A 19,810-nucleotide genomic window follows, 5' to 3' on the forward strand; every position below is an offset into this window, starting at 1 on the left:
CCGCCATTTAAGGTGTAGGTTTTCCAGTTTTTAGCAGAATGCATTTGTGGGTGAGCAGTGAGTAACTCAGAAGTGCCTGCATCGAAGAAAGCAATGTCTCGGAAGGGTTCGCCCGAGGCTTTACGTCCAGAGACTTCAATTTTCCATGCCAGTTTGGTCTCACCTGATTCAGGTAAATAAATATAAGCCAGTTCAGGTGTGCCAGTCAGATTACCGATGACACTGGCTGCGGCTTTCGCTGAGCGACCGTTATCATGGTTGTTCATTAACGCTTGTGAGTTGCTTGCTGCATTATTAACGGCTAGTGTACCGGTTAATGCATAAACTTGACCGGTTGTGCTGGTTAATGAGTTTGAGGTAACGTCGGCATGCAAAATCATGCTGGTACCGTAAACGGTTAAGCCATTAATGGTTTGGGTAAAATGTGTATGCGCTTTACCTAATTCATCAACCCATTGACGATTAATTTTGAAGTTTTCATTGCCTGAATAATTGTAAGCAGTTTGTGATGCTAAAATATTTTTTAAAGCATCTGCTGCATTTTTTTGAGTCATTGAACCCAGGTTGCCACTTAAAAAAGTTGGCGCGCCATTTTGTGCGTNTGCTTTTATCATGTAAGATCTCCTAAAAGACTCTTTATAGTAATTTGCTAGTAATTTGTTTTTAAATATGCATGCTTATTTATAAAATACTTTAGAGATAAATGACGGCTATTAATTGCGGAGCGATCAAATCCATACAGTTAATCTATTCACTTAAAGCAAGAGGAATAATACAAATAGAATTGCGCTTGCTCAATTGTCAAATGTATTGTGGTTCACAAAAAAATATTGTTAATAGTGCCGACAAAAAGTAGTTTAGGATTATAAAATAATTAGATGGTGAGAGTTCTTGTAATTTCGTAGCGTTAGTTTTATGTTTTCTTTTTTGCAGTTTAAAAAATAAAAAAATATTATTTAGTGTTGAGATAATAAAATAATAATTACTTTCTTTGCTTTTTTTGAATTTGAGTTTTTAGTTTGTTTTTTTAGATTTTAGCCTATAGGTTCTCTTGCAAAAAATAGATTGTTAGAATAAAAATTATCGATCAAAAATGTAATGCTAAAGTACTTTGAATAGTGCTAAATAAAAAATTGATTCGGTTATTACATTTGTAATGTTTTCATTTCTGTCAGTTTGAGTGACTTTTTATAATCGGATTATCGTTGATATCTGAGTTGCTGTTGCTTTTAAGTGGGAGTAATCAGAGGAAAGCTATTTGTGACTTGATAAAGTAAAAATCAGTGAAAGAGCATTATGCTCTTTCACTGATTAATAAACAGATTAAAATAAAAGCAAGCAGCATTAGCTGTGAGTTTTGTTTGCTTATAGAAAAAAGACAGTGGCTAATCCTAAAAATGAAAAGAAGCCGACCATATCGGTAACGGTTGTTAAAACAACACCACCTGAAAGTGCTGCATCTATATTTAGTCGGCGCATGATCATTGGTAGTGCTGCACCTGCCGTTGCACCAACGATTAAATTAATAACCATTGCTCCGGCAATAATAACGCTTAATTGAAATGCATATTCAGAGAATTGGACAAAGTTAAACCAAAGAAAAACACTTAAGCCAACTACAATTGCCCAAAGCACACCGTTGATACAACTGACACCTAACTCTTTCATCATTAACCAGCGAAAGTTATTACTGCTAATATGACCAACGCTTAAACCGCGAATGACCAAGGTTAATGTTTGTGTGCCTGCAATACCACCCATACTGGGTACGATTGGCTGAAGTATTGCCAACGCGGTAACAATTTTAATGGTTTCTTCAAAAACACCAATAACTGATACCGCAACCATTACAGTAATTAAATTAATACCCAACCAAAGTGCTCGTCGCTTAGCACTGGCGATGATAGGGGCAAATGTATCGTCCGTTTCGCCTAACCCGGCCATACTCATCAATGAATGACCTGCATTTTGCATAATAACATCGACAACATCATCAATGGTGATGCGACCAACCAGTTTGCCTTGGTCATCAACAACGGGGGCTGAAATTAAATCACGTCGCTCAAATAGTCGTGCCACATCGGCATCGGGCAGATCGATGGCAATCGGGTGAACTTCGTGATCGACAACATCATCCACAATTTGATCGGGTTGGCTGGTTAGTAAAGCACATAGACTCACTGAACCTAAAAAGCGATCTTCAGAGTCGACCACGTAAATGCAGTCAGTGGTTTTGGTCAGGTCACCTTTCATTCGAATATAGCGCATGACTACTTCAATGGTGACTTGTGGTCTGACGGTAACCAAGTTGGTATTCATCAAGCCACCCGCGGTATCCTCGGGGTAACTGAGGGCGTGTTCGATGCGATGGCGATCTTGCACACGCATTGACGCAAGTACTTCTTTGACGATTTTGTCGGGCAAGTCTCCTAAAATATCTGCCTGATCATCAATTTCTAAATCTCGAGTTGCTGCGGCCAGTTCTGCGGGTTCCATTTGGGCTGCGTATTCATTCCGGATTTCGTCATCTAAAAATTGTAATACCTGACCCTCTCGTTCTGTGTTAATTAGGCGCCAGAGGATATCGCGCTCTTTTGGTGGGGTTGATTCAAGAAAATGAGCCACATCTGCTGGAGGAAGCTCATTGAGCATCATTCTGACCTGAACGAACATTCCTCCTTGCAAGGCCTCATTGAGACGTTGCAGTTGGTTACTGCTGGATTCGTTTTCAAAGTTTTCCAGTATTGGCATTATTTTTCGACTTAATTTTTTGTTTGATTGATTAAAAGATAGTAGTGACTAAAATATGAACAAAGCTGATTGTTCAATTATTAGATTAGGACAGACGAAATTATCACAAGTTATTGAAAATCTGTCCAATTTTTTATTTTTACTGTATCAAGTATAGATCCTGACGGACTAATCGCGACGCTTATTTTCTGTTATGTATATTATCTAATCTAACGATTAGATTTTACTGTCGGTCATTTCTGGCGCCAAGTTTTGCTTAACTCTGCGGATTAACTATGGTAAAAAGCCTATGTTAAAAGTACATTGCTGCTTAAGATGATCTTCTACTGGGTTGAAGCAGGTAGTTTCCTTAATCGCAAACCTGTTAATCTCAAACCCAAAATAATATAACACAGGATTTTCACAAAATATGCCGACATTCGATATTGTTTCTGAAATTGATACTCACGAATTAAGTAATGCGGTCGACCAGGCCAATCGCGAAATCGCTACCCGTTTTGATTTAAAGGGGAGTGCTTCGGAGTTTGAACTAGATGATAAAGTCGTCAAAATTACCGCAGATTCTGCTTTTCAAGCCAAGCAGCTAGTTGATATTTTGCGTTTAAAGTTGGTAAAGCGCGAGATTGATATTAACTGCATGGATATTCAAGAGGCTGAGGGTAGTGGCAAAATTGTTCATCAAAAAGTAATTATTCGAGAAGGAATTGAGCAAGCCTTGTCGAAAAAAATAGCCAAAATTATTAAAGATGCCAAGATTAAAGTTCAAACCAGTATTCAAGGTGAAAAACTTAGGGTAACAGGAAAGAAACGTGATGATCTTCAACAAGCAATCCAATTAATCAAGCAGTCTGACCTGGAATGGCCTTTGCAATTTAATAACTTTAGAGATTAATTATCTGTAGTGAAGTTTTTATAAGCGTTACGTTGCCAAGCGTAACGCTTTTCATCATAATTTTTACCGGTGATTTAGCAAATAAATTTTTAAATAATTATTCATTCAGAATTAGTTTCTAGTGGGCATTGCGGCATTTTGAATTAATAAAAAGCTTTGTTTAGCTTCGCTTTTTGCTTTTGACAGTGCGTAATTTGCATCTTGAACAATATGTGAAACTGATAAGTGTTGCTCTTGATTGTATAAAACACCACCAATTCTTGCGTCAATATATAACTCAATTTGATTATTAATTGGTTGCTCAATATTGATTAGCTCATCATAAATTCGCTGAATACATTGTTCTGCGTCTTCTTTTACGCTGATAGATGCGGCAATACAAAACTGTTCATCATTGAATCGACAGATTAAATCATATGGGCGCAATACTTTGGTTAACGACTGACTTACACTGGTTAATAGGTGATTACCTATACTGTAACCATAATTTATACTGATTTTTTTGGCTTGTTGAATTTCAATTACTGCAACCAGCAATAAATCTTCGATACGACGGCAGCGATTCATTTCTTCGGATAAACGCTGAAAAAAAGCGGGTCTTAATAGCGTATGGGTTAAATGATCGTAAGTTGAGCCTTTGAAATAATGCCAATATTTGTGGGTAAGGGTCAGTGTAAAAATCAACCCGGTAATAGCAGCAATAACAGGGATGACTTGTGGATAATTTTTAATATTCAGTTCAAACAGGCCATTGGCTTGCATCAAAGCATCGTAGAGCAGAAAAAGCCACCCTGAAATGCACGTTATCAAAAAGATACTCGCATATTTTCTCTGTTTATGTATTGCAACAATAATGGCACTGCCAGCCACAAAAAATGTGATAATGTTTAGTAAAAAATAATTGATTTCTGCAATCAGTCTGAGGTGAATTGCATAAGGCCAAACAATTAAAATTAGTGCTGCAAAACCTAAAATAAATAATCCAATGGCGTAAATTTTCCTGACTTCTAAATCAAAAAACTTAAAGATAAATATCGACATCGATATCATGGCCTGCATCAGCATAAAAGATTCAATTTTATAGGCCGAACTTAGATTTAATCCTAATTCTGTTGGCAAGTGAGAACGACATAAAGTAACTATCGCAAAGCCAACTAAAAAGAGTAAAAAATAAATTGTTTCCTGGTTGCCTTTTACCATAACAAAATAAAAAACAGGAAAAATAACGAGCATCAATAAAATGGCTGCAAAAATAATGTAAAAATAATTTTGTTGATACAGAGAATGCTGAAAGGTTAAAAAATCACCCAGTATTGGCGCTTCGAACTGAATACCCGTTTGATTTCGCGAGCTGAATGTTTGTATTTTGATCTGATTAAAATGATTAAATTTAATCATTTCTTCGGGAATAATATATAAGCGGGATAGTCGATATCCGCTTTCAAACTGCGGCGGAAACTGACCTGTTGAACCAATTAACTGATTATTTAAGTAAACTTTATCGGTATCGTCTATATGCGCCAGCAACAAACCTAGCGGCCTGCCTTTTAATTGGCTATTGGGTATGAAACTTTTGGTAAATGACTGGTAGGTAACTTGACTTGGTTGTACTGTTCGACTTTCGGGTAAATCTGTTGTGTGACAACTGGCAGGGTGAGATTCGAAGTGTAAACAAGCCTGCCAGTTTTTGCTCATTTCACTGGGTAAGCTATCGATAAGTTGAGCTGAATATACCTTGGACGTCAAACTTAATAACAGACATAACAAGGCGAGTTGGAAAATGTTAACTTTCCGATGCCTTTGGGATTGTTTTGCTATTTGTTGATGCCCCAGGTACAAGTTTCTTTTCCTTGATTTAATTTTATAATTGATGCTTGTTTCTTACTTACGCGATCATACTATCGGTATTGTCGGGGCCTGATGACTCGACTTCGTGTTCTTGTCTATCCGCTTCTGGTTCAGGAAATATATCTTCAAAAGAGGTATATACCGATGCAATCATGATGCAGATAAAAATCAGATAGGCAATAATGACAATGGGAATGATCAAAAATGAAATAATTGCACCAATAATAGAGATGATAATGCCAAATACTAATAAGCATCCAAACCCGACTAGTCCATAGATTAAAAATGGCACCATATTGAGCAAACAGGCTCTAAAGCTAATTTTCATTGCTTCTAAAGGTGCTACATCACGCAACATGACTAGGGCTGGAGCGAACCAATAAGCCATTAGCAAGGGAATCATTAAACCAAATGCGACTAATAGTGGCAAAGCAATCATTGGAATTAGTCGATCGGGTGAGATATTTTGCAAGTTATCAAGGTTTTCGAGAATTTCTTTGTCAATCAATCCCAAAGAAACAAACAAAATAACGCTACAAATCATAATTCCAATAATACCGGCTAAGTACAGCAGCCCGACAATGGCCAGAGGGGCTAATTTTTCATTGAATCCTTTAAAAATAAAATCAATTCTAAATTGTTGGTTCTTTTTTAATTGGTGGCAAGCATACATGTAACCACCTGATATCACTGGGCCTAATATATTGACTAGTAAACTGACTACTGGAATAAGGCTTAGAATAATAAATATGGCTCCCACGATTAAAATACTGCCGATCCAGACTCCAGGCGAGGCACCAAAATAGTTGACGGCCTCCTTAAGCCACTGAACGCCAGCGCCAGCTGGTCGTTTAACGGAGTCGCCATTTCCTGTTGTTGGTGGCGTGATATTGGATTCGGGACTATTGTATAGATTATCAGACACGTGATAACTCCTGTTATATATTGATCTGTAAAAACCGCCAACAACTTAATTGAGTCAAATAACCATAAAAAGACATACTGACGGGCAGGCTAACTATAATCAAATAATGCGCTGGCAACAAGCTGTGCGGCTTAACTAGCGACATGCTGTCAAATCTTTGCTAGTGTCTTTGTACTTAGTGAACACATTTGATACCGTTTTTAGAAGACCGGTATTTTTGACATGATGAATCGCATAATTAATATTAAATTCAATATTTCTTACAAAGCTAAAATAAATGAGGCTCGATTCATTACTTAGCTTTTGAATATTTCGTGCTATAAATAATAAAGACTCGTAGATTGTTTTTTGTCAATAAATCAGATTTCTTTTTCGGGAAAACTTTGCGTTTAATCGATTGATTTTTGAGTGGGACGCTAGAGTTAGTATCTTAAAAAGTGATATGCTTCACAAAAAAATTAATTAACCAAGTTCAATTATCCAGTGTGATTGTCGTTTTATTCAAAAATAAAAAGTGTCATCTGAATCAATAAAAAAGGGTTATCTCAAAAAGGAAATGCATTAATTAGGGATAAAGATGAAACTAGAATAGCGCATTTCGTAAAACTGACGTAATTGACTGTCAAATAAAAACAAGGGGTTTTTTAGGAATGAGGCTAAAAAGTATCGTTTTAGGGGCAGGATTACTCTTTGCCCAATGGTCAACATATAGCGTTGGCGAAGTCGGGCAAAGTGATCAATTAACTGCAGAAACCGCGACACTAATCAATGGAAGTGCGCCAGTTGATGTTAATTATCAATTAAATTTGTCGCAAATTATGGCGGATCCTGATTGGATGGGCAGTACACCAATGAATCCACATTGGAGTAATGATAGCCAGTCATTACTGTTTTCTAAAAAGGTGAAAGGGCATTCTCACCGGCAATCATTCCAATATGTTTTAGCCAAGCAGCAAACAATGCCTCTTTCTGATGAAAAACAATTATGGCACGCTAGTCAAACGGCACGACTTAGCCCAAGTGGTCAACTAGGTACATTCATTTTTCAAGGTGATGTGTATCTGGTTAATTATAATACTGGCACTATTGAAGCTTTAACGGCTGATGAGCCCACCCAAAGTCAGGCAAACTTTATTAGTGATGCTGAAATCAGTTTTATTGAAGGGCACAATATTTTTATTTATCACCTTGAAAAACGACTGGCCGAGCAAATTGCAACATTCAAACTGGAAAATGACCCAAATAAATCACAGCCAGAAACTTATCTTGAAAAAACTGGGCCGCGATTAATTGGCTATTTAAAACAACAACAACAAGAGCAAAAGTTTCAACAGATTCGTACGGATAAACTGAGTTTTAGTAAGAATCATACTTACTATTTAGGTAACCAAAAAAAAATTAAAACTTTTCGACTATCTCCTGATGCTCGTTGGTTACTGTTAGGGATGATAGCCGCAAAAAATACGAATCAACATGATAATATGCCTGAATTTATTACTGCTGATGGTTTTGTCAAAAATCGCAAGGTACGTCCTTTAGTGGGTTATGTGCAGGCCGCTCAAGAAACATTTTATCTGATAGATTTGGTAAATCACCAAAAGCGCAAGCTTGACCTTAGTAAACTGCCAGGGATTAATGATGATCCATTAAAATCACTGAAAGAAAAAGCTGCCAAAAAAACCGATTATCAATATACGCCTCAGCAAGGACCAAGAGCGGTAAGTGCTTATGATTGGCGCAGTAATCAGGGGGTTGAGTGGAGTCCAAATAGCCAACAGGTTGCGGTGTTACTTTACTCTGCCGATAACAAAGACCGCTGGATTATAGGAGTCAATGTAAAACAACCTAAAGTAAAAACCTTGCATTGGATGTCAGATGAAGCCTGGGTAAATGATTGGACTTTCAATGAATTTGGTTGGATGCCTGACAGCCAGACTTTATATTATCTATCAGAAGAAACTGGTTATGCCCATTTATATATTAAAAGTGGTAAGCGCCGAGCCAGACAATTGACTGAAGGCAATTTTGAAGTCAGTGATATTTCAGTGTCTAAAAGCGGTGACTATTTGTATTTTAAGGCCAATAAAAAACACCCCGGTATTTATGAAACCTATCGAATTTCACCTCAAAAGCGACAAATTGAAGCATTAACAAACTTTGGTGGCTTGAATGATTATGTGCTATCACCCGATGAAAAATATCTGGCGGTCAGACATTCTACGACAATATCGCAACCTGAATTAATTTTAGTTGATCTTAACAATCAGCAATCAACCGTTATCACTGATTCCGCGAGTGATTTGTTTAAGTCAATTCCCTGGCAAGCACCAGAAGTTGTCGCAGTACCGTCCAGCCATGCCAAACAGCCTGTTTATTCGCGCTATTATGCCGCTCAAAATCAATCAAAAGCCGGTAAAAATCAAAAAAAACCAGCAGTAATTTTTGTTCATGGTGCTGGCTACTTACAAAATAGTCATTTGGGGTGGTCGGTCTACTTTAGAGAATTTATGTTTCATCAAATGCTGGCTCAGCAAGGCTACGCGGTGCTCGATATGGATTACCGCGCTTCAAAAGGTTATGGACGTGATTGGCGTACCGCCATATATCGACAAATGGGAACTCCTGAGCTGGAAGATTTAACAGATGGTGTACAGTGGTTAATTGAAAATGCAAATGTTGATCCGACAAGAGTTGGTGTTTATGGGGGATCATATGGTGGTTTTATGACCTTTATGTCACTATTTAAATCGCCCGATTTATTCGCCGCTGGCGCTGCACTTCGTCCGGTAACTGACTGGGCACATTATAATCATGGTTATTCTTCAAATATACTTAATACGCCAGATATTGATCCAGAAGCGTATGAGCGAAGCTCGCCAATCGAATTTGCTCAAGGCTTAAATAAGCCATTATTAATTTGTCATGGAATGGTTGATGATAATGTATTCTTTAAAGATACAGTAAAACTGGTTCAACGATTAATTGAATTGGAAAAAACAGAATATTTTGAAACGGCAATTTATCCTGTTGAGTCACATGGATTTACTGAGCCTTCGAGCTGGTTGGATGAATACTCACGCATCTATCGATTGTTTGAGAAACATTTAAACCCAATACAGTAAAAGGTTAGTGATTTTTGATTTGGGCCACATTTTTTGTGGCCTTTTTATTTGGACAACCCGGTTTGCGCAGTCAACCCAAGGCGTTTTGTCTAAATTTAAACGCATAATCTACCTGATTTTGTTTACGTAAATAGGCGTGGTAATTCGGTTCAGACATCACTTCACGCAGAATACTCAGTAAACAGGCATCAGCTTTTTTCTCGCCGTATTGGGCAATTAAGTAACCTTTGATCGCGTCCATCCAAACCGGCCAGCGAAATCGAATACGACCCGACTCATCAAAAAAGTCCAGTCGGTTTGCAAATAGCTGTGTGTGAGAACCTGCTCGTTCAACGGCAAGATCAACAATTTTCCATATAAATTCTTTATCTTGTTGCGTCAGTTCTTGAGTCAAATGTTAAAGTTCCATTTATTAAAAGATTAACTACCAGTATAAGTAATTTGAGATTACTGAAAAAGTGATTCTTATTTAATAAATGTGACTCGGATCGAGTTTTCAGAAAAAAGCAATGTTTTTGTATAAAATACGATCATTTTTAAGCCATTTATTTTTACATCAAACTAAAGTTGAAAAATAGTTATTGAAAATACACTTCGATTATCGCCATGTTAAGAGGGATTCTCGATAAATTCGGTTAAGTTATCAATTTGAATACGGTATGATCACAAACAGAATTAATCGCTTGGTTTCGAAATCTTTTTTATGCGAATTAAGGTTAACAGAAAATGAATCGTTTTTGTGGAATACCGTTTAGTCGTTTACAAGGCTACCTGATAAAAGTACTTTTTATATCAGTAACCGGTGGTGTTTTGTTGTCAGCCTGTCAAAATGAAGAAGTCCCGCCAGAAGTTTCACTATATGAAGAATGTCGAACACACTTTCGTGCAACCAGCTATAAAGTTGCCGCGAAAACTTGCGAACAAGCCGCTGATTTAGGTGTTACCGGTGCTCAATGGCTATTGGCGCAAATTTATGATCATGGATTAAATGATGAAGAGCCCGATCCGGCAAAAGCATTTAGCTGGTATTTAGCTGCTGCAAAAGGTGGTATGGTTGATGCGCAAACTGTGGTTGGTGAATCTTATATCAGTGCAATTGGCGTTAATACCGATTATGAGCAAGCATTCTTCTGGCTCAGCCGAGCAGCCAAAGAAGACGATGCTAACGCAGAATTTGCGTTGGGAAATATATTTTTTGAAGGAACCGGTAAAGAAAAAGATATCAGTCTGGCATTATCCTGGTATAAAAAAGCAGCAGCTAAAAAACATGTTATGAGTATGAACAATTTAGCTTGGATTTATGCGACCAGTCAGCATAAAGCGTTTCGAGACCTAAAGAAAGCGCAATATTGGGTGAGAGAATTAGAACAAGTGATGGATGGTGAGCCCGCATTTCTAGATACCAAAGCGGCTGTTCTTGCGTTGGCTGGTGAGTTTGAACTAGCGATTGAATTGCAAAATCAGGCAATAGCTAATTTGCCTGAAGATATTGATGAGTCGACTCTCATTGCATTTCAACAACATTTGGATGCCTATAATAATCAAAAAGCCTGGGTTGAAGAGAAGTAACTATAAGCATTACTGTTAAATTCAAAGTTGTTGGGTTTGAAAATGGCAACCAAAATAAGCCATTCAATTGAAAACATGTGTCAGTAAAAATAAGAGCCAGTTTAATATGTTATCTGCTAAAAATGAAATTGTGCCCGGAAAATATCGGCACTACAAAGGAAATGAATATCAAGTTGTAGGGACTGCAATGCATAGTGAAACAGAAGAGTTATTAGTGCTTTACTATCCACTATATAAACCACTTGAATATTGGGTCAGACCTTTTGATATGTTTGTTGAATCAATTGCGGTTAATGGACAAATGGTGAAACGATTTGAGTTTATTGAACCCGCATGAGTTTATGGTATTGAGGTCATCACCCGTTTTACTTTTAATGTTTTTCGCCTGGTAATCGATAAATATTGTAATAAAACACAATATTTGCAGACTAATTAAGCACACCAATTGACATAGTGCTAAATTAACTTGAACAGCATTTTCTATTCTCTAATGAGTCCGTTATTGCCGGATAAGGCAAATGCGGCCGTACTAATGACGAGCCACTCTATGCCGTTAAGCGAAGGCCAATCTTACAATCAGTATTTTGAAGAGACCCTCAGCGAATATCACAGCATGATTTCGCGGGTGGTGAGCAGCTACGAGCGAAGTCAAGCTCTCCAGGAAGAACTCTATCAAGAAATTTCTGTCGCCTTATGGAAAGCATTAGCTAAATTTGATGGTCAATCAAGTCTTAAAACTTATATATTGAGCATTGCTCATAAAAGAGCAGTGTCACATGTGGCTCGTTATGTTAAGGAACCTGAAGCTGTCGAAATTAATGAATTGTCATTAACTGGTGGTGACTGTCCGGTACAGCAAATACAGCAAAATCAGCGTATACAACAACTAATTGAAAGTATTCGTTTGCTTTCACTGGTGGAACGCCAACTAGTGACGCTTGCTTTGGAAGGACTCAGTTATAAAGAAATTGGTGAGATACTCGGGCTGAATACTTCTCATGTTGGCGTTAAGCTTAATCGTGCGAAAAACAAATTAAGTTTAATTATGGAAAAGTTTTCGACAGGAGGTAGCCATGAATGATCCATTGAAAAACTGGAATGATTGGCAAAATGAATGGCAAGCCTACGAGCCGGATATCAAAAAAATCAAATCCAAAATTAATTGGGTTTCCTGGCGAATGGGAATGATTTTACTGATGGATATCATCATTTTAATTGCTTATGTACCGTTTATCCTATTTATTTTGATGACTGAGGAGACACATTGGATTGAATTGGTATGGGATGTTGTCATGGGAATACTCATCATTTATTTTGTTTATATTGATTTTAAAATCCGTTTGCCGATATTTCGCGCGCAAGGTGACTCTACTAGAGATGTTTTACAGTTATATGTTAAACGAGTGGAAGCCGGTGTAACGGTTGGTTCGTTGGGCGCAAAGTGTTGTTTTGGGGTGATGATTTTATTTATATTATGGATTTTGGTGAACTATTTTTTGCCTGAGCCTTCAGATAAGTTAACTGAAATACCTTTTATTTCAATGGGGATTATCTGGTTTTTAATGTTTGTCGTTATTTTTAAATGGTATGAAAAGCGCAAACAAAAAGAATTGAAAAAACTCACATGGTTATGGCGTGATTATCTGGAGTAAATAGATAATCACGCTAGCAATTTTTAATAACTAAACGAATCGTTTTGGTTTTTTAAAGTAAAATTAAAAAACGGCTGATTGATTGCGCAAGACTAATTAAAAATGAAAATATAGGTACGCCTAAAAAGCTCAAGGCTATCAAGCTTAATAATGCGAAAGCGCCATATTGTTGATTCCACTGAATATATCGATGAGCCAGATTTTTTGATAAGAAATACGGCAAAATGTAGTGTCCATCGAGTGGGCCAATAGGCAGCAAGTTAAAAAGCATGAGCAATAAATTAATATAACATAAGTATTCTAAAAATAATGAGGGCCCGGGAGAGGTTAAAAACTCGACTTGATAAATTTGTCCAAATGCGAATAAATTAATACTGATAATAGCTAAAATTAAGTTCATTCCTGGTCCTGCTGCACTTATCCATAGAGAAGCTTGCGGTGAATTAAAATTTCTAGGGTCAGTAGGTACAGGTTTAGCATATCCAAAACCAATTGTAGCGACCATTAATAAACCAAGCGGATCAACATGTGCGACTGGATTTAAGGTTAGTCTTCCCATTTTTTCAGCGGTATCATCACCAAATTTTTTAGCAGTCCACGCGTGGCCAAACTCATGAAATGACAGAGACATTACTATAGCGATTAATAGCATTATAAATATCTCAATCTGACCTTGAAATAATAGACTTAACATTGTTTATACTCGTTAAAAGTGTTTTGGAATGTAATAAATAATTTGATTGGGGGAGTCAGTCGACTCTACCAGAGTGATAGACTGATACCAGTCTTGTTGTGTCATTTGAGCATAGATTTGCTGCCAGTTATTCATATCAGAAGAGTCAACTTTTAACCGACACATTGAATCATTGCAGTTAAGTTCTTCGATAAAATGGCGATTATCGGCATTTGACTCGCTGAAAAATGCATTCATATTATTTTCAAATTCGGCGCTCCAATTTGAACGAGTTTGTTGTCCATCAAAACTTTTTTTAATATTTTCTAATTCATTTTCACCGAGTTTGATGGCATAACCTTTAAAGTGAGAAAACAGCTTATCTTTGACTTCTTTTTCAAAATCGTCAACCGATATGGTTTTTAATTTGGGGGGGGGAGCTTGATTCGAATCGCTTTTTAGAGATGCTTTCAAGTTTGCTATTTGTGTTTGTAAATCTGCAATGATCTTTTCCTGTTGTTGCAGCTTTTCGATGAAAGCCTGTTCGATTTGGGCTGTTGCTGGTGCTGTATCGGTATCTAAGTGTGAAGGACCTAGTGCTATTAGCGGTAATTGACCCGAATGATTGTCGACTTCGGCTAGCGCTTTAGAAGAGGCTTGTTCTGAATTTTTAACATATGCCATTGGTGTGAAGGGCTGTTTAAATCCGACTGTATTGAAGGCATGAGGCAAAATTGGTAGGTAACTGGTTATAATGTGCCCAATTGCAATCCCTACCATTAAGAGCAGTATAATTTTAAAGCGGCTGATTACTGACAAAATAATGTTAATCCTATAGGTCTTTACTGATAATTATCGAGAGTTAAAGCGTATTGAACAAGTATGCGCTCCTTGTCATAAGTATCTTGTGGGCAGCACATTATTTATAAGAATCCTACGAATAAAGGATTGGCTTTTCCACTAATTTTAATCTGAATTTAACGAATATTGTAACTCGGTATTTCATTGAATTAAAATTGGTATTAGCTATTTGCTGATAAAATAAGCAGCAGCCCCTATTAACTGGCACTAACAAACATAGATAAAAATTGAAACTATGCTCGGATAAAACCGGGTTTAAAGTGAGTGAGTAAAGTACAAATAGGATTATTTAGAATTTATAACTACAGATGTTTATAGTTTTTTGAGATTTTGCTCTATGAGTATTTCTTCATCATTGAGAGTCAATACGTAATTTGAGATAACATCGCTGTAGGTGTTAATTGCTTTCAATCAACCGCATGATATTTGACAATATATTTTTATTTAGTTGAGTTTATTCAGAATACTTAAAACAATTATCAGGAGATAATGATGGCCGTTAAGCCAATTTTAAAAATGGGAAATCCCGTATTGCAACAAGTCAGTGAACCCATTACCGAATTTAACACCCCTGAATTACAGCAATTAATTGAAGATTTGCTGGATACTATGCAAGCAAATCAAGGTGCCGGTTTAGCTGCGCCTCAAATCGGTGTAACTAAGCAAGTTGTGATTTTTGGAATTGAACAAAATGAACGTTATCCTGATGCCGAAGTGGTGCCACAGACCGTGTTGATTAATCCACAGATTGAGGTTTTATCGCAGCAAACGCAATCTTACTGGGAAGGTTGTCTGAGTATTCCGGGGATGCGAGGATTGGTTGAACGACCAGCGCATATTCGCTATCGAGGATTTGATCAATATGGTGAAACGATTGAGAGAGAAGTCAACGGATTTCATGCTATTGTGGTACAACATGAGTGTGATCATTTACGCGGTATTCTTTATCCAATGCAAATGCATGATATGTCAAAATTTGGATTTATTGATGAATTAGAGATAAACGGTAGGTGATAAATGATACGCAATAAGTAATAAGTAATAAGTAATAAGTAATAAGTAATAAGTGATATAAATAGACAATAAGTGTTATTGAGTTAAAAATATTATGCGTATCAATAGGCAAACTTTGGAGAGTATTGTAAAAGCGATTTATCAGGCTGATAGTTTAATTATTGGCGCTGGCGCTGGTATGGGCGTTGATTCGGGTTTACCTGATTTCCGCGGACAATCAGGTTTCTGGAAAGCTTATCCGGCATTGGCTAAGGAAAAACTCGACTTTACACAAATTGCCAATCCACAAGCGTTTAGGCACAATCCCGCGCTTGCTTGGGGATTTTATGGTCATCGATTGAATTTATATCGACAAATTAAACCGCATCAGGGATTTTCAATTTTAAAAAAAATTGGAGAGCAGTTGGCAAATGGCTATCAAGTATTTACCAGTAATGTTGATGGACATTTTTCTGTAGCACAATTTGCCCGTGAAGCAATTTATGAATGTCATGGCTCTATTCATTATTTGCAGTGCAGTCAAGCATGTAAAGATGAAATCTGGCCTGCCGCTGATTTAATTATTGAAACTGATGATTTACAATGCTTGGCTACTTCAAAATTACCAACATGCCATCATTGTGGTGCGGTAGCCAGGCCAAATATTTTAATGTTTGATGATTATTACTGGAACGCGACACGCAGTGAGCGACAGGTAAAAAATTTATCGGCTAACTTGGCCGCGTATACTCGTCCTGTTATTATTGAGTGCGGTGCTGGCAAAGCGATACCTACGGTGCGTTACTTTTGTGAAAAACAAAAAGGGACATTGATTCGCATCAATGTGCGTGAAAGTGATATTGCTGATAACAAGGGATTTGCCATTGCTGAGGGAGCATTAAGTGCCTTGACTCAAATAGATCAGGCACTTGACCAGGCTGGTTTTTATTCGCGTTAACGGACACTGTTTTTCTTGGTAAGTCGGCAAAACAGATTTGGCATATTACCGTAAAAGTCTATCGAATAACGTGGCGGCTTACTTTTTCTTCTGATAAAAACCAACAAAAACATCTTGCCAGGATTTTTTTTGATCTTTTGATGAACGCCAATGTTGTTTTACGCGTCCATCAGGCAGCAATGTCCAGCTGATCTGATGAATAACAGACTCGCCTTGTTGACTGAAATGTTGACCGGTTAAGGTTATAGTTTGTAGTGCAGCCGGTTTATTTAAACGCTTTTCAGTGATATCCACATTACTTTTTTCTCTATCACTTTTGGCTTGAACACTTTTGGCTTGAACACTTTTGTCTAGAACACTTGCGTCCTGAACAGATAACGCCTGAATATTTAGCGGGCCACCATTTAAATAAAGTGCGCCGCCATTAGCATCGACCCAGGTTTGGTGCCATTGTTTTTGATTTTGGTCATAAAAAGTATAGCTGACACCTTTTCCCCCTTTAACGCTCTGCCAGTTTTCCGATAGGGCGCAGCCATTTAAAATAGGAAAAATATGATTGTTTCCAACAGGCTCACCTTTTGCATTGGAAACTTCCCATTCTCCAATCCAAAAGTCAAACTGACGATATTCACCACTGCTGCATGCAGCCGTTGTGGCCGGAGGTGTTGATGTAACTTGAAAAGAAAATAAGAGTCCTGCGATGCCGATAAAACATAAATAAAATACTTTGGATGGTTTATGTGTAAATTCACCAAAAAATAAATGATACATTGTCTCGCGACTCATTAGTGTTATGACTGGTCTGTTTGGTTATAGCAAACATATTTGATGCAATCTAGCAAAACAAGGTTGAATTATGTAACCCTTTTAAATAGCGCTTTTTTAGTGTGGCTCATGGATACTTTAAGATAAATTGACACCGAGGCTTTTTATAAGAGGACTATTTTATATATCTCTCATTAATATAAATCATTGAAAATTTGCGAAATTAAGTGAAATAACCTATTACATAAACACTGATACTTAACAGAGTAACTCGTAACCTAGGAAATCTTCATGTTAAAAAAACTAATAATACTAATAGCGGTTGGTGTTTGTGGAAATTGTCTGGCGGGTGAATTAATTAAGGGCGCTGCAATTTTAGAGGTGGCCTCTAATGGTTCAAATTCCAAAAATTTTGCCGTACTAATCGAAGGTGGAGCTGGCGCATGTGCATCACGTACACCGCGATGGATTTATTTTCCTGAAGACAAAGCGCCTTCTTTGGCGACCTATAATCAATCTTTCGATATCGCTTTAACGGCACTTAATTTTGATCGCAAAGTGAGAATTCACAATTACTCTGATAACTCATGCTCTGGCGCAGATTACATTTCAATAATTCGTTAATCATAATGCATCTAAATAAGTTTGCTGTTTTAAGGTGTTGACTCGAAGTTAACTCTTAAGGCGCTTGAGATTGAAATTGGCGTTTGTGGCGTCAAAATATTAATTAGTTCAACTTTATAATGATTCTTGATGGATCTTTTCATTCTTACAAACTTATTTAAAACAAAGTTAAAATATTGATTACGGTTTATTAGTCAGTCAAAAATTTTGTGAGCGCTTCAATTTCAGGTTCTGTTAAAATTATCGTTGTTACATTCTTTGCTTTAGTTGCGTTTGCAGCTAACTCTATTCTGTGTCGATTAGCTTTAGGCGAAGAAAAAATTGATCCAGCCAGTTTCACAGCTATTCGATTGGCTTCTGGTGCCTTGGTGTTGCTGTTACTGGTGATTAGCCAACAACCTCGAACGTTTTCATTCTGGGGCTCTTGGCAATCCAGCATTATGCTATTTATTTATGCCGTATGCTTTTCTTTTGCTTATGTTTCGTTAGATACCGCAACTGGTGCACTCATATTATTTGGTACGGTGCAAATGACAATGCTGTTATTTTCTTATTTTAAAGGTGTTCGACTACACCGGATTGAATGGAGCGGTGTCGTGTTGGCGTTTGCTGGACTGGTTTATTTGATGCTGCCTGGGGCGCAATTTCCCGGATGGAAAGGTACAGTGTTGATGATTTTGTCAGGGATTGCTTGGGGATTTTACAGCCTGTGGGGGCGTGACAGTGTACAAGCGCTCAAAGATACGGCATTCAATTTTATACGCACATTACCATTCGTAGTAATATTAGCATTAGTTTTTTATTCTCAAGCAACCATTTCTATTGATGGAGCGATTTACGCCGTTTTATCTGGTGCGATTGCCTCGGGAGTCGGATATGCTATTTGGTATGTTGCGCTAGCTGAATTATCGACTACCCAATCGGCAGTTGTTCAGTTGTTTGTTCCTGTTTTAGCGGCTTTAGGTGGTGTGATTATTTTAGATGAAGCAGTCACTTTGCGATTGTTGATAGCTGGCACGATGATATTAGGGGGGATATTATTCGTTGTATTAGGGCGATATTATTTGGCTCAGGCTAAATTAAAACGTTAAAATTATCATCTCAACTTAAAGCACAATCCCCTTCGATTTCACGGTTTATCTAGTGATTTTTAATTTTTATCGATTTTTATCTAGAAGTGCTGTGCTAAAAGTTAATCATGCCGAGATTCAAAGTAATCTTATTATTTAAAGCAACCTTGTTTAAAGCAACCTTATTATTCTTCGTCTAACAAAGGTTTGGCCCAAAATAGCGCTTTTCCCATTTCAGGGTCGAGTTCATAGCCTTCAAACCCAAACTTAATATATGCAGCTTTGGCTATCTGGTTCTTTTCAAGCACTTCCAAAGTGATTTTACAGCAGTGGCGACTGCGCGCGACTTCTTCAATTTTTTCCAGTAAGCGTGTTGCTATCTTTTGTCCACGAAATGATTTCAATACGGCAATATCGTGAATGTTTATTAGTGGTTTCGCTTTAAAAGTTGAAAAGCCTTCAAAACAATTGGCGACTCCTGCGGGTTGATCGTCGACATAGGCAATAATAGTGAATGCAAAATCTCGTTTTGCTAATTCGCTCGCTAAACTGTCTTTAACGTACTGGGGGAGGGCTTCACCACCTCCGGTGGGTTCTACCGCATAAGCGTTAACCAGCATGACCAGATCGGCCGCTTGCTGGGGATTGTTATAATCAATGATTTCGCATCGAATTGACATGTTTAACCTCGAATTGTTGGGTGTTACCAGTGATTTTAGATTCCAATAGTTCCTTTCTTTTTCGTCAATTTCAACCATTATTGAATAATAAAATTTATATGCTGATATAAATTGACTTGAGCGCAGACTATGCCAAAAACGAGCGTTTTATCCAAATAGATACTAATGATTACGGAATATCGTCATTTTTTCGTCTTACAGTTAATAAAAATGATAATATCGAGCTTGCTCAACTGAATTAGTTGTTCAGTTTTCGGAAGTGTTGCGAGCGTCATTTATGACATAATTGGTTTATTGATGATCGATTCTTGAAAAATACTTAGTCGTCCCTGAAAAACAGCTTAACACTCTGAAATTTAATAAAAAATCTCTAATTAATAACTCACTTTTCGACCAGAAATGTTAAAATACGCCATCACTTCCTGGT

19 protein-coding genes are annotated in these 19,810 nt (G+C 37.3%); 10 read left to right on the forward strand and 9 right to left on the reverse strand.

The genetic code is table 11. From position 1 onward, the window contains the following. Both ABVT42_RS20775 and mgtE read right to left on the reverse strand, forming a co-directional pair. Window positions 1–614: hypothetical protein (locus ABVT42_RS20775; RefSeq protein WP_367024356.1), on the reverse strand; the 614-nt coding region annotated here is incomplete at its 3' end. A 751-nt stretch (window positions 615–1,365) separates the two neighbouring features. Further along, window positions 1,366–2,751 (reverse strand): magnesium transporter, encoded by a 1,386-nt coding sequence (gene mgtE / locus ABVT42_RS20780; protein ID WP_353897875.1) that lies wholly within the window; start codon window positions 2,749–2,751, stop codon window positions 1,366–1,368. 409 nt (window positions 2,752–3,160) lie between these two features. Here mgtE and ABVT42_RS20785 point away from each other — a divergent pair, with 409 nt between their 5' ends. Beyond that, window positions 3,161–3,643, forward strand: coding sequence for a YajQ family cyclic di-GMP-binding protein (locus tag ABVT42_RS20785; RefSeq protein ID WP_353897874.1), 483 nt, complete (start codon window positions 3,161–3,163; stop codon window positions 3,641–3,643). A 111-nt stretch (window positions 3,644–3,754) separates the two neighbouring features. Here ABVT42_RS20785 and ABVT42_RS20790 read toward each other — a convergent pair whose 3' ends face one another. Both ABVT42_RS20790 and ABVT42_RS20795 read right to left on the reverse strand, forming a co-directional pair. Further along, the gene (locus ABVT42_RS20790; protein WP_353897873.1) at window positions 3,755–5,389 is read right to left on the reverse strand and encodes a GGDEF domain-containing protein; all 1,635 of its coding nucleotides are present in this window, start codon (window positions 5,387–5,389) and stop codon (window positions 3,755–3,757) included. A 139-nt stretch (window positions 5,390–5,528) separates the two neighbouring features. After that, the gene (locus tag ABVT42_RS20795; protein ID WP_353897872.1) at window positions 5,529–6,416 is read right to left on the reverse strand and encodes a BPSS1780 family membrane protein; all 888 of its coding nucleotides are present in this window, start codon (window positions 6,414–6,416) and stop codon (window positions 5,529–5,531) included. Between the two features lie 650 nt (window positions 6,417–7,066). On the opposite strand from ABVT42_RS20795, the gene ABVT42_RS20800 reads away from it, so the two are divergent. Then, on the forward strand, window positions 7,067–9,538 hold the full coding sequence (locus ABVT42_RS20800) for a S9 family peptidase (RefSeq protein WP_353897871.1): 2,472 nt from the start codon (window positions 7,067–7,069) through the stop codon (window positions 9,536–9,538). Window positions 9,539–9,608: 70 nt separating this feature from the next. Here the strand turns inward: ABVT42_RS20800 and ABVT42_RS20805 are convergent, their stop codons facing one another. Continuing rightward, window positions 9,609–9,932, reverse strand: a complete 324-nt coding sequence (locus ABVT42_RS20805) for a hypothetical protein (RefSeq protein ID WP_353897870.1) — start codon at window positions 9,930–9,932, stop codon at window positions 9,609–9,611. Between the two features lie 332 nt (window positions 9,933–10,264). On the opposite strand from ABVT42_RS20805, the gene ABVT42_RS20810 reads away from it, so the two are divergent. The 4 genes from ABVT42_RS20810 (at window position 10,265) to ABVT42_RS20825 (ending at window position 12,759) form a co-directional block, all read left to right on the forward strand. Further along, window positions 10,265–11,107, forward strand: coding sequence for a tetratricopeptide repeat protein (locus tag ABVT42_RS20810; protein WP_353897869.1), 843 nt, complete (start codon window positions 10,265–10,267; stop codon window positions 11,105–11,107). Window positions 11,108–11,213: 106 nt separating this feature from the next. Beyond that, complete coding sequence (locus ABVT42_RS20815) at window positions 11,214–11,444, forward strand: DUF1653 domain-containing protein (RefSeq protein ID WP_353897868.1); 231 nt, start codon at window positions 11,214–11,216, stop codon at window positions 11,442–11,444. Window positions 11,445–11,597: 153 nt separating this feature from the next. Next, on the forward strand, window positions 11,598–12,188 hold the full coding sequence (locus tag ABVT42_RS20820) for an RNA polymerase sigma factor (RefSeq protein ID WP_353897867.1): 591 nt from the start codon (window positions 11,598–11,600) through the stop codon (window positions 12,186–12,188). Beyond that, complete coding sequence (locus ABVT42_RS20825) at window positions 12,181–12,759, forward strand: hypothetical protein (protein WP_353897866.1); 579 nt, start codon at window positions 12,181–12,183, stop codon at window positions 12,757–12,759. The genes ABVT42_RS20820 and ABVT42_RS20825 overlap by 8 nt, the downstream gene beginning before the upstream one ends. Before the next feature lie 52 nt (window positions 12,760–12,811). Here ABVT42_RS20825 and ABVT42_RS20830 read toward each other — a convergent pair whose 3' ends face one another. Together ABVT42_RS20830 and ABVT42_RS20835 are read right to left on the reverse strand one after the other, a co-directional pair. Then, window positions 12,812–13,453 (reverse strand): site-2 protease family protein, encoded by a 642-nt coding sequence (locus ABVT42_RS20830; RefSeq protein ID WP_353897865.1) that lies wholly within the window; start codon window positions 13,451–13,453, stop codon window positions 12,812–12,814. 12 nt (window positions 13,454–13,465) lie between these two features. Continuing rightward, a complete protein-coding gene (locus ABVT42_RS20835) occupies window positions 13,466–14,251 on the reverse strand; it encodes a hypothetical protein (RefSeq protein ID WP_353897864.1) in 786 nt (261 codons plus the stop codon). Window positions 14,252–14,785: 534 nt separating this feature from the next. Here ABVT42_RS20835 and def point away from each other — a divergent pair. Further along, entirely contained in the window at window positions 14,786–15,307 is a 522-nt protein-coding gene (gene def / locus ABVT42_RS20840) for a peptide deformylase (RefSeq protein WP_353897863.1), read from the forward strand. A gap of 94 nt (window positions 15,308–15,401) precedes the next feature. Continuing rightward, window positions 15,402–16,244 carry an SIR2 family NAD-dependent protein deacylase gene (locus ABVT42_RS20845; protein ID WP_353897862.1) on the forward strand — a complete coding sequence of 281 codons (843 nt, stop codon included), beginning with the start codon at window positions 15,402–15,404 and terminating at the stop codon, window positions 16,242–16,244. A gap of 78 nt (window positions 16,245–16,322) precedes the next feature. On the opposite strand, the gene ABVT42_RS20850 is transcribed toward ABVT42_RS20845, so the two are convergent. Continuing rightward, a complete protein-coding gene (locus tag ABVT42_RS20850) occupies window positions 16,323–17,015 on the reverse strand; it encodes a hypothetical protein (RefSeq protein WP_353897861.1) in 693 nt (230 codons plus the stop codon). Between the two features lie 285 nt (window positions 17,016–17,300). On the opposite strand from ABVT42_RS20850, the gene ABVT42_RS20855 reads away from it, so the two are divergent. Together ABVT42_RS20855 and ABVT42_RS20860 are read left to right on the forward strand one after the other, a co-directional pair. Then, the gene (locus tag ABVT42_RS20855; protein ID WP_353897860.1) at window positions 17,301–17,633 is read left to right on the forward strand and encodes a DUF5992 family protein; all 333 of its coding nucleotides are present in this window, start codon (window positions 17,301–17,303) and stop codon (window positions 17,631–17,633) included. 209 nt (window positions 17,634–17,842) lie between these two features. Continuing rightward, entirely contained in the window at window positions 17,843–18,724 is an 882-nt protein-coding gene (locus ABVT42_RS20860; RefSeq protein ID WP_353897859.1) for a DMT family transporter, read from the forward strand. A gap of 164 nt (window positions 18,725–18,888) precedes the next feature. On the opposite strand, the gene ABVT42_RS20865 is transcribed toward ABVT42_RS20860, so the two are convergent. Continuing rightward, a complete protein-coding gene (locus tag ABVT42_RS20865) occupies window positions 18,889–19,383 on the reverse strand; it encodes a GNAT family N-acetyltransferase (RefSeq protein WP_353897858.1) in 495 nt (164 codons plus the stop codon). Window positions 19,384–19,810 lie beyond the last annotated feature (427 nt).

The organism is Aliikangiella maris, from assembly GCF_040719265.1.
Classification (GTDB): Bacteria; Pseudomonadota; Gammaproteobacteria; order Enterobacterales; family Kangiellaceae; genus Aliikangiella; species Aliikangiella maris.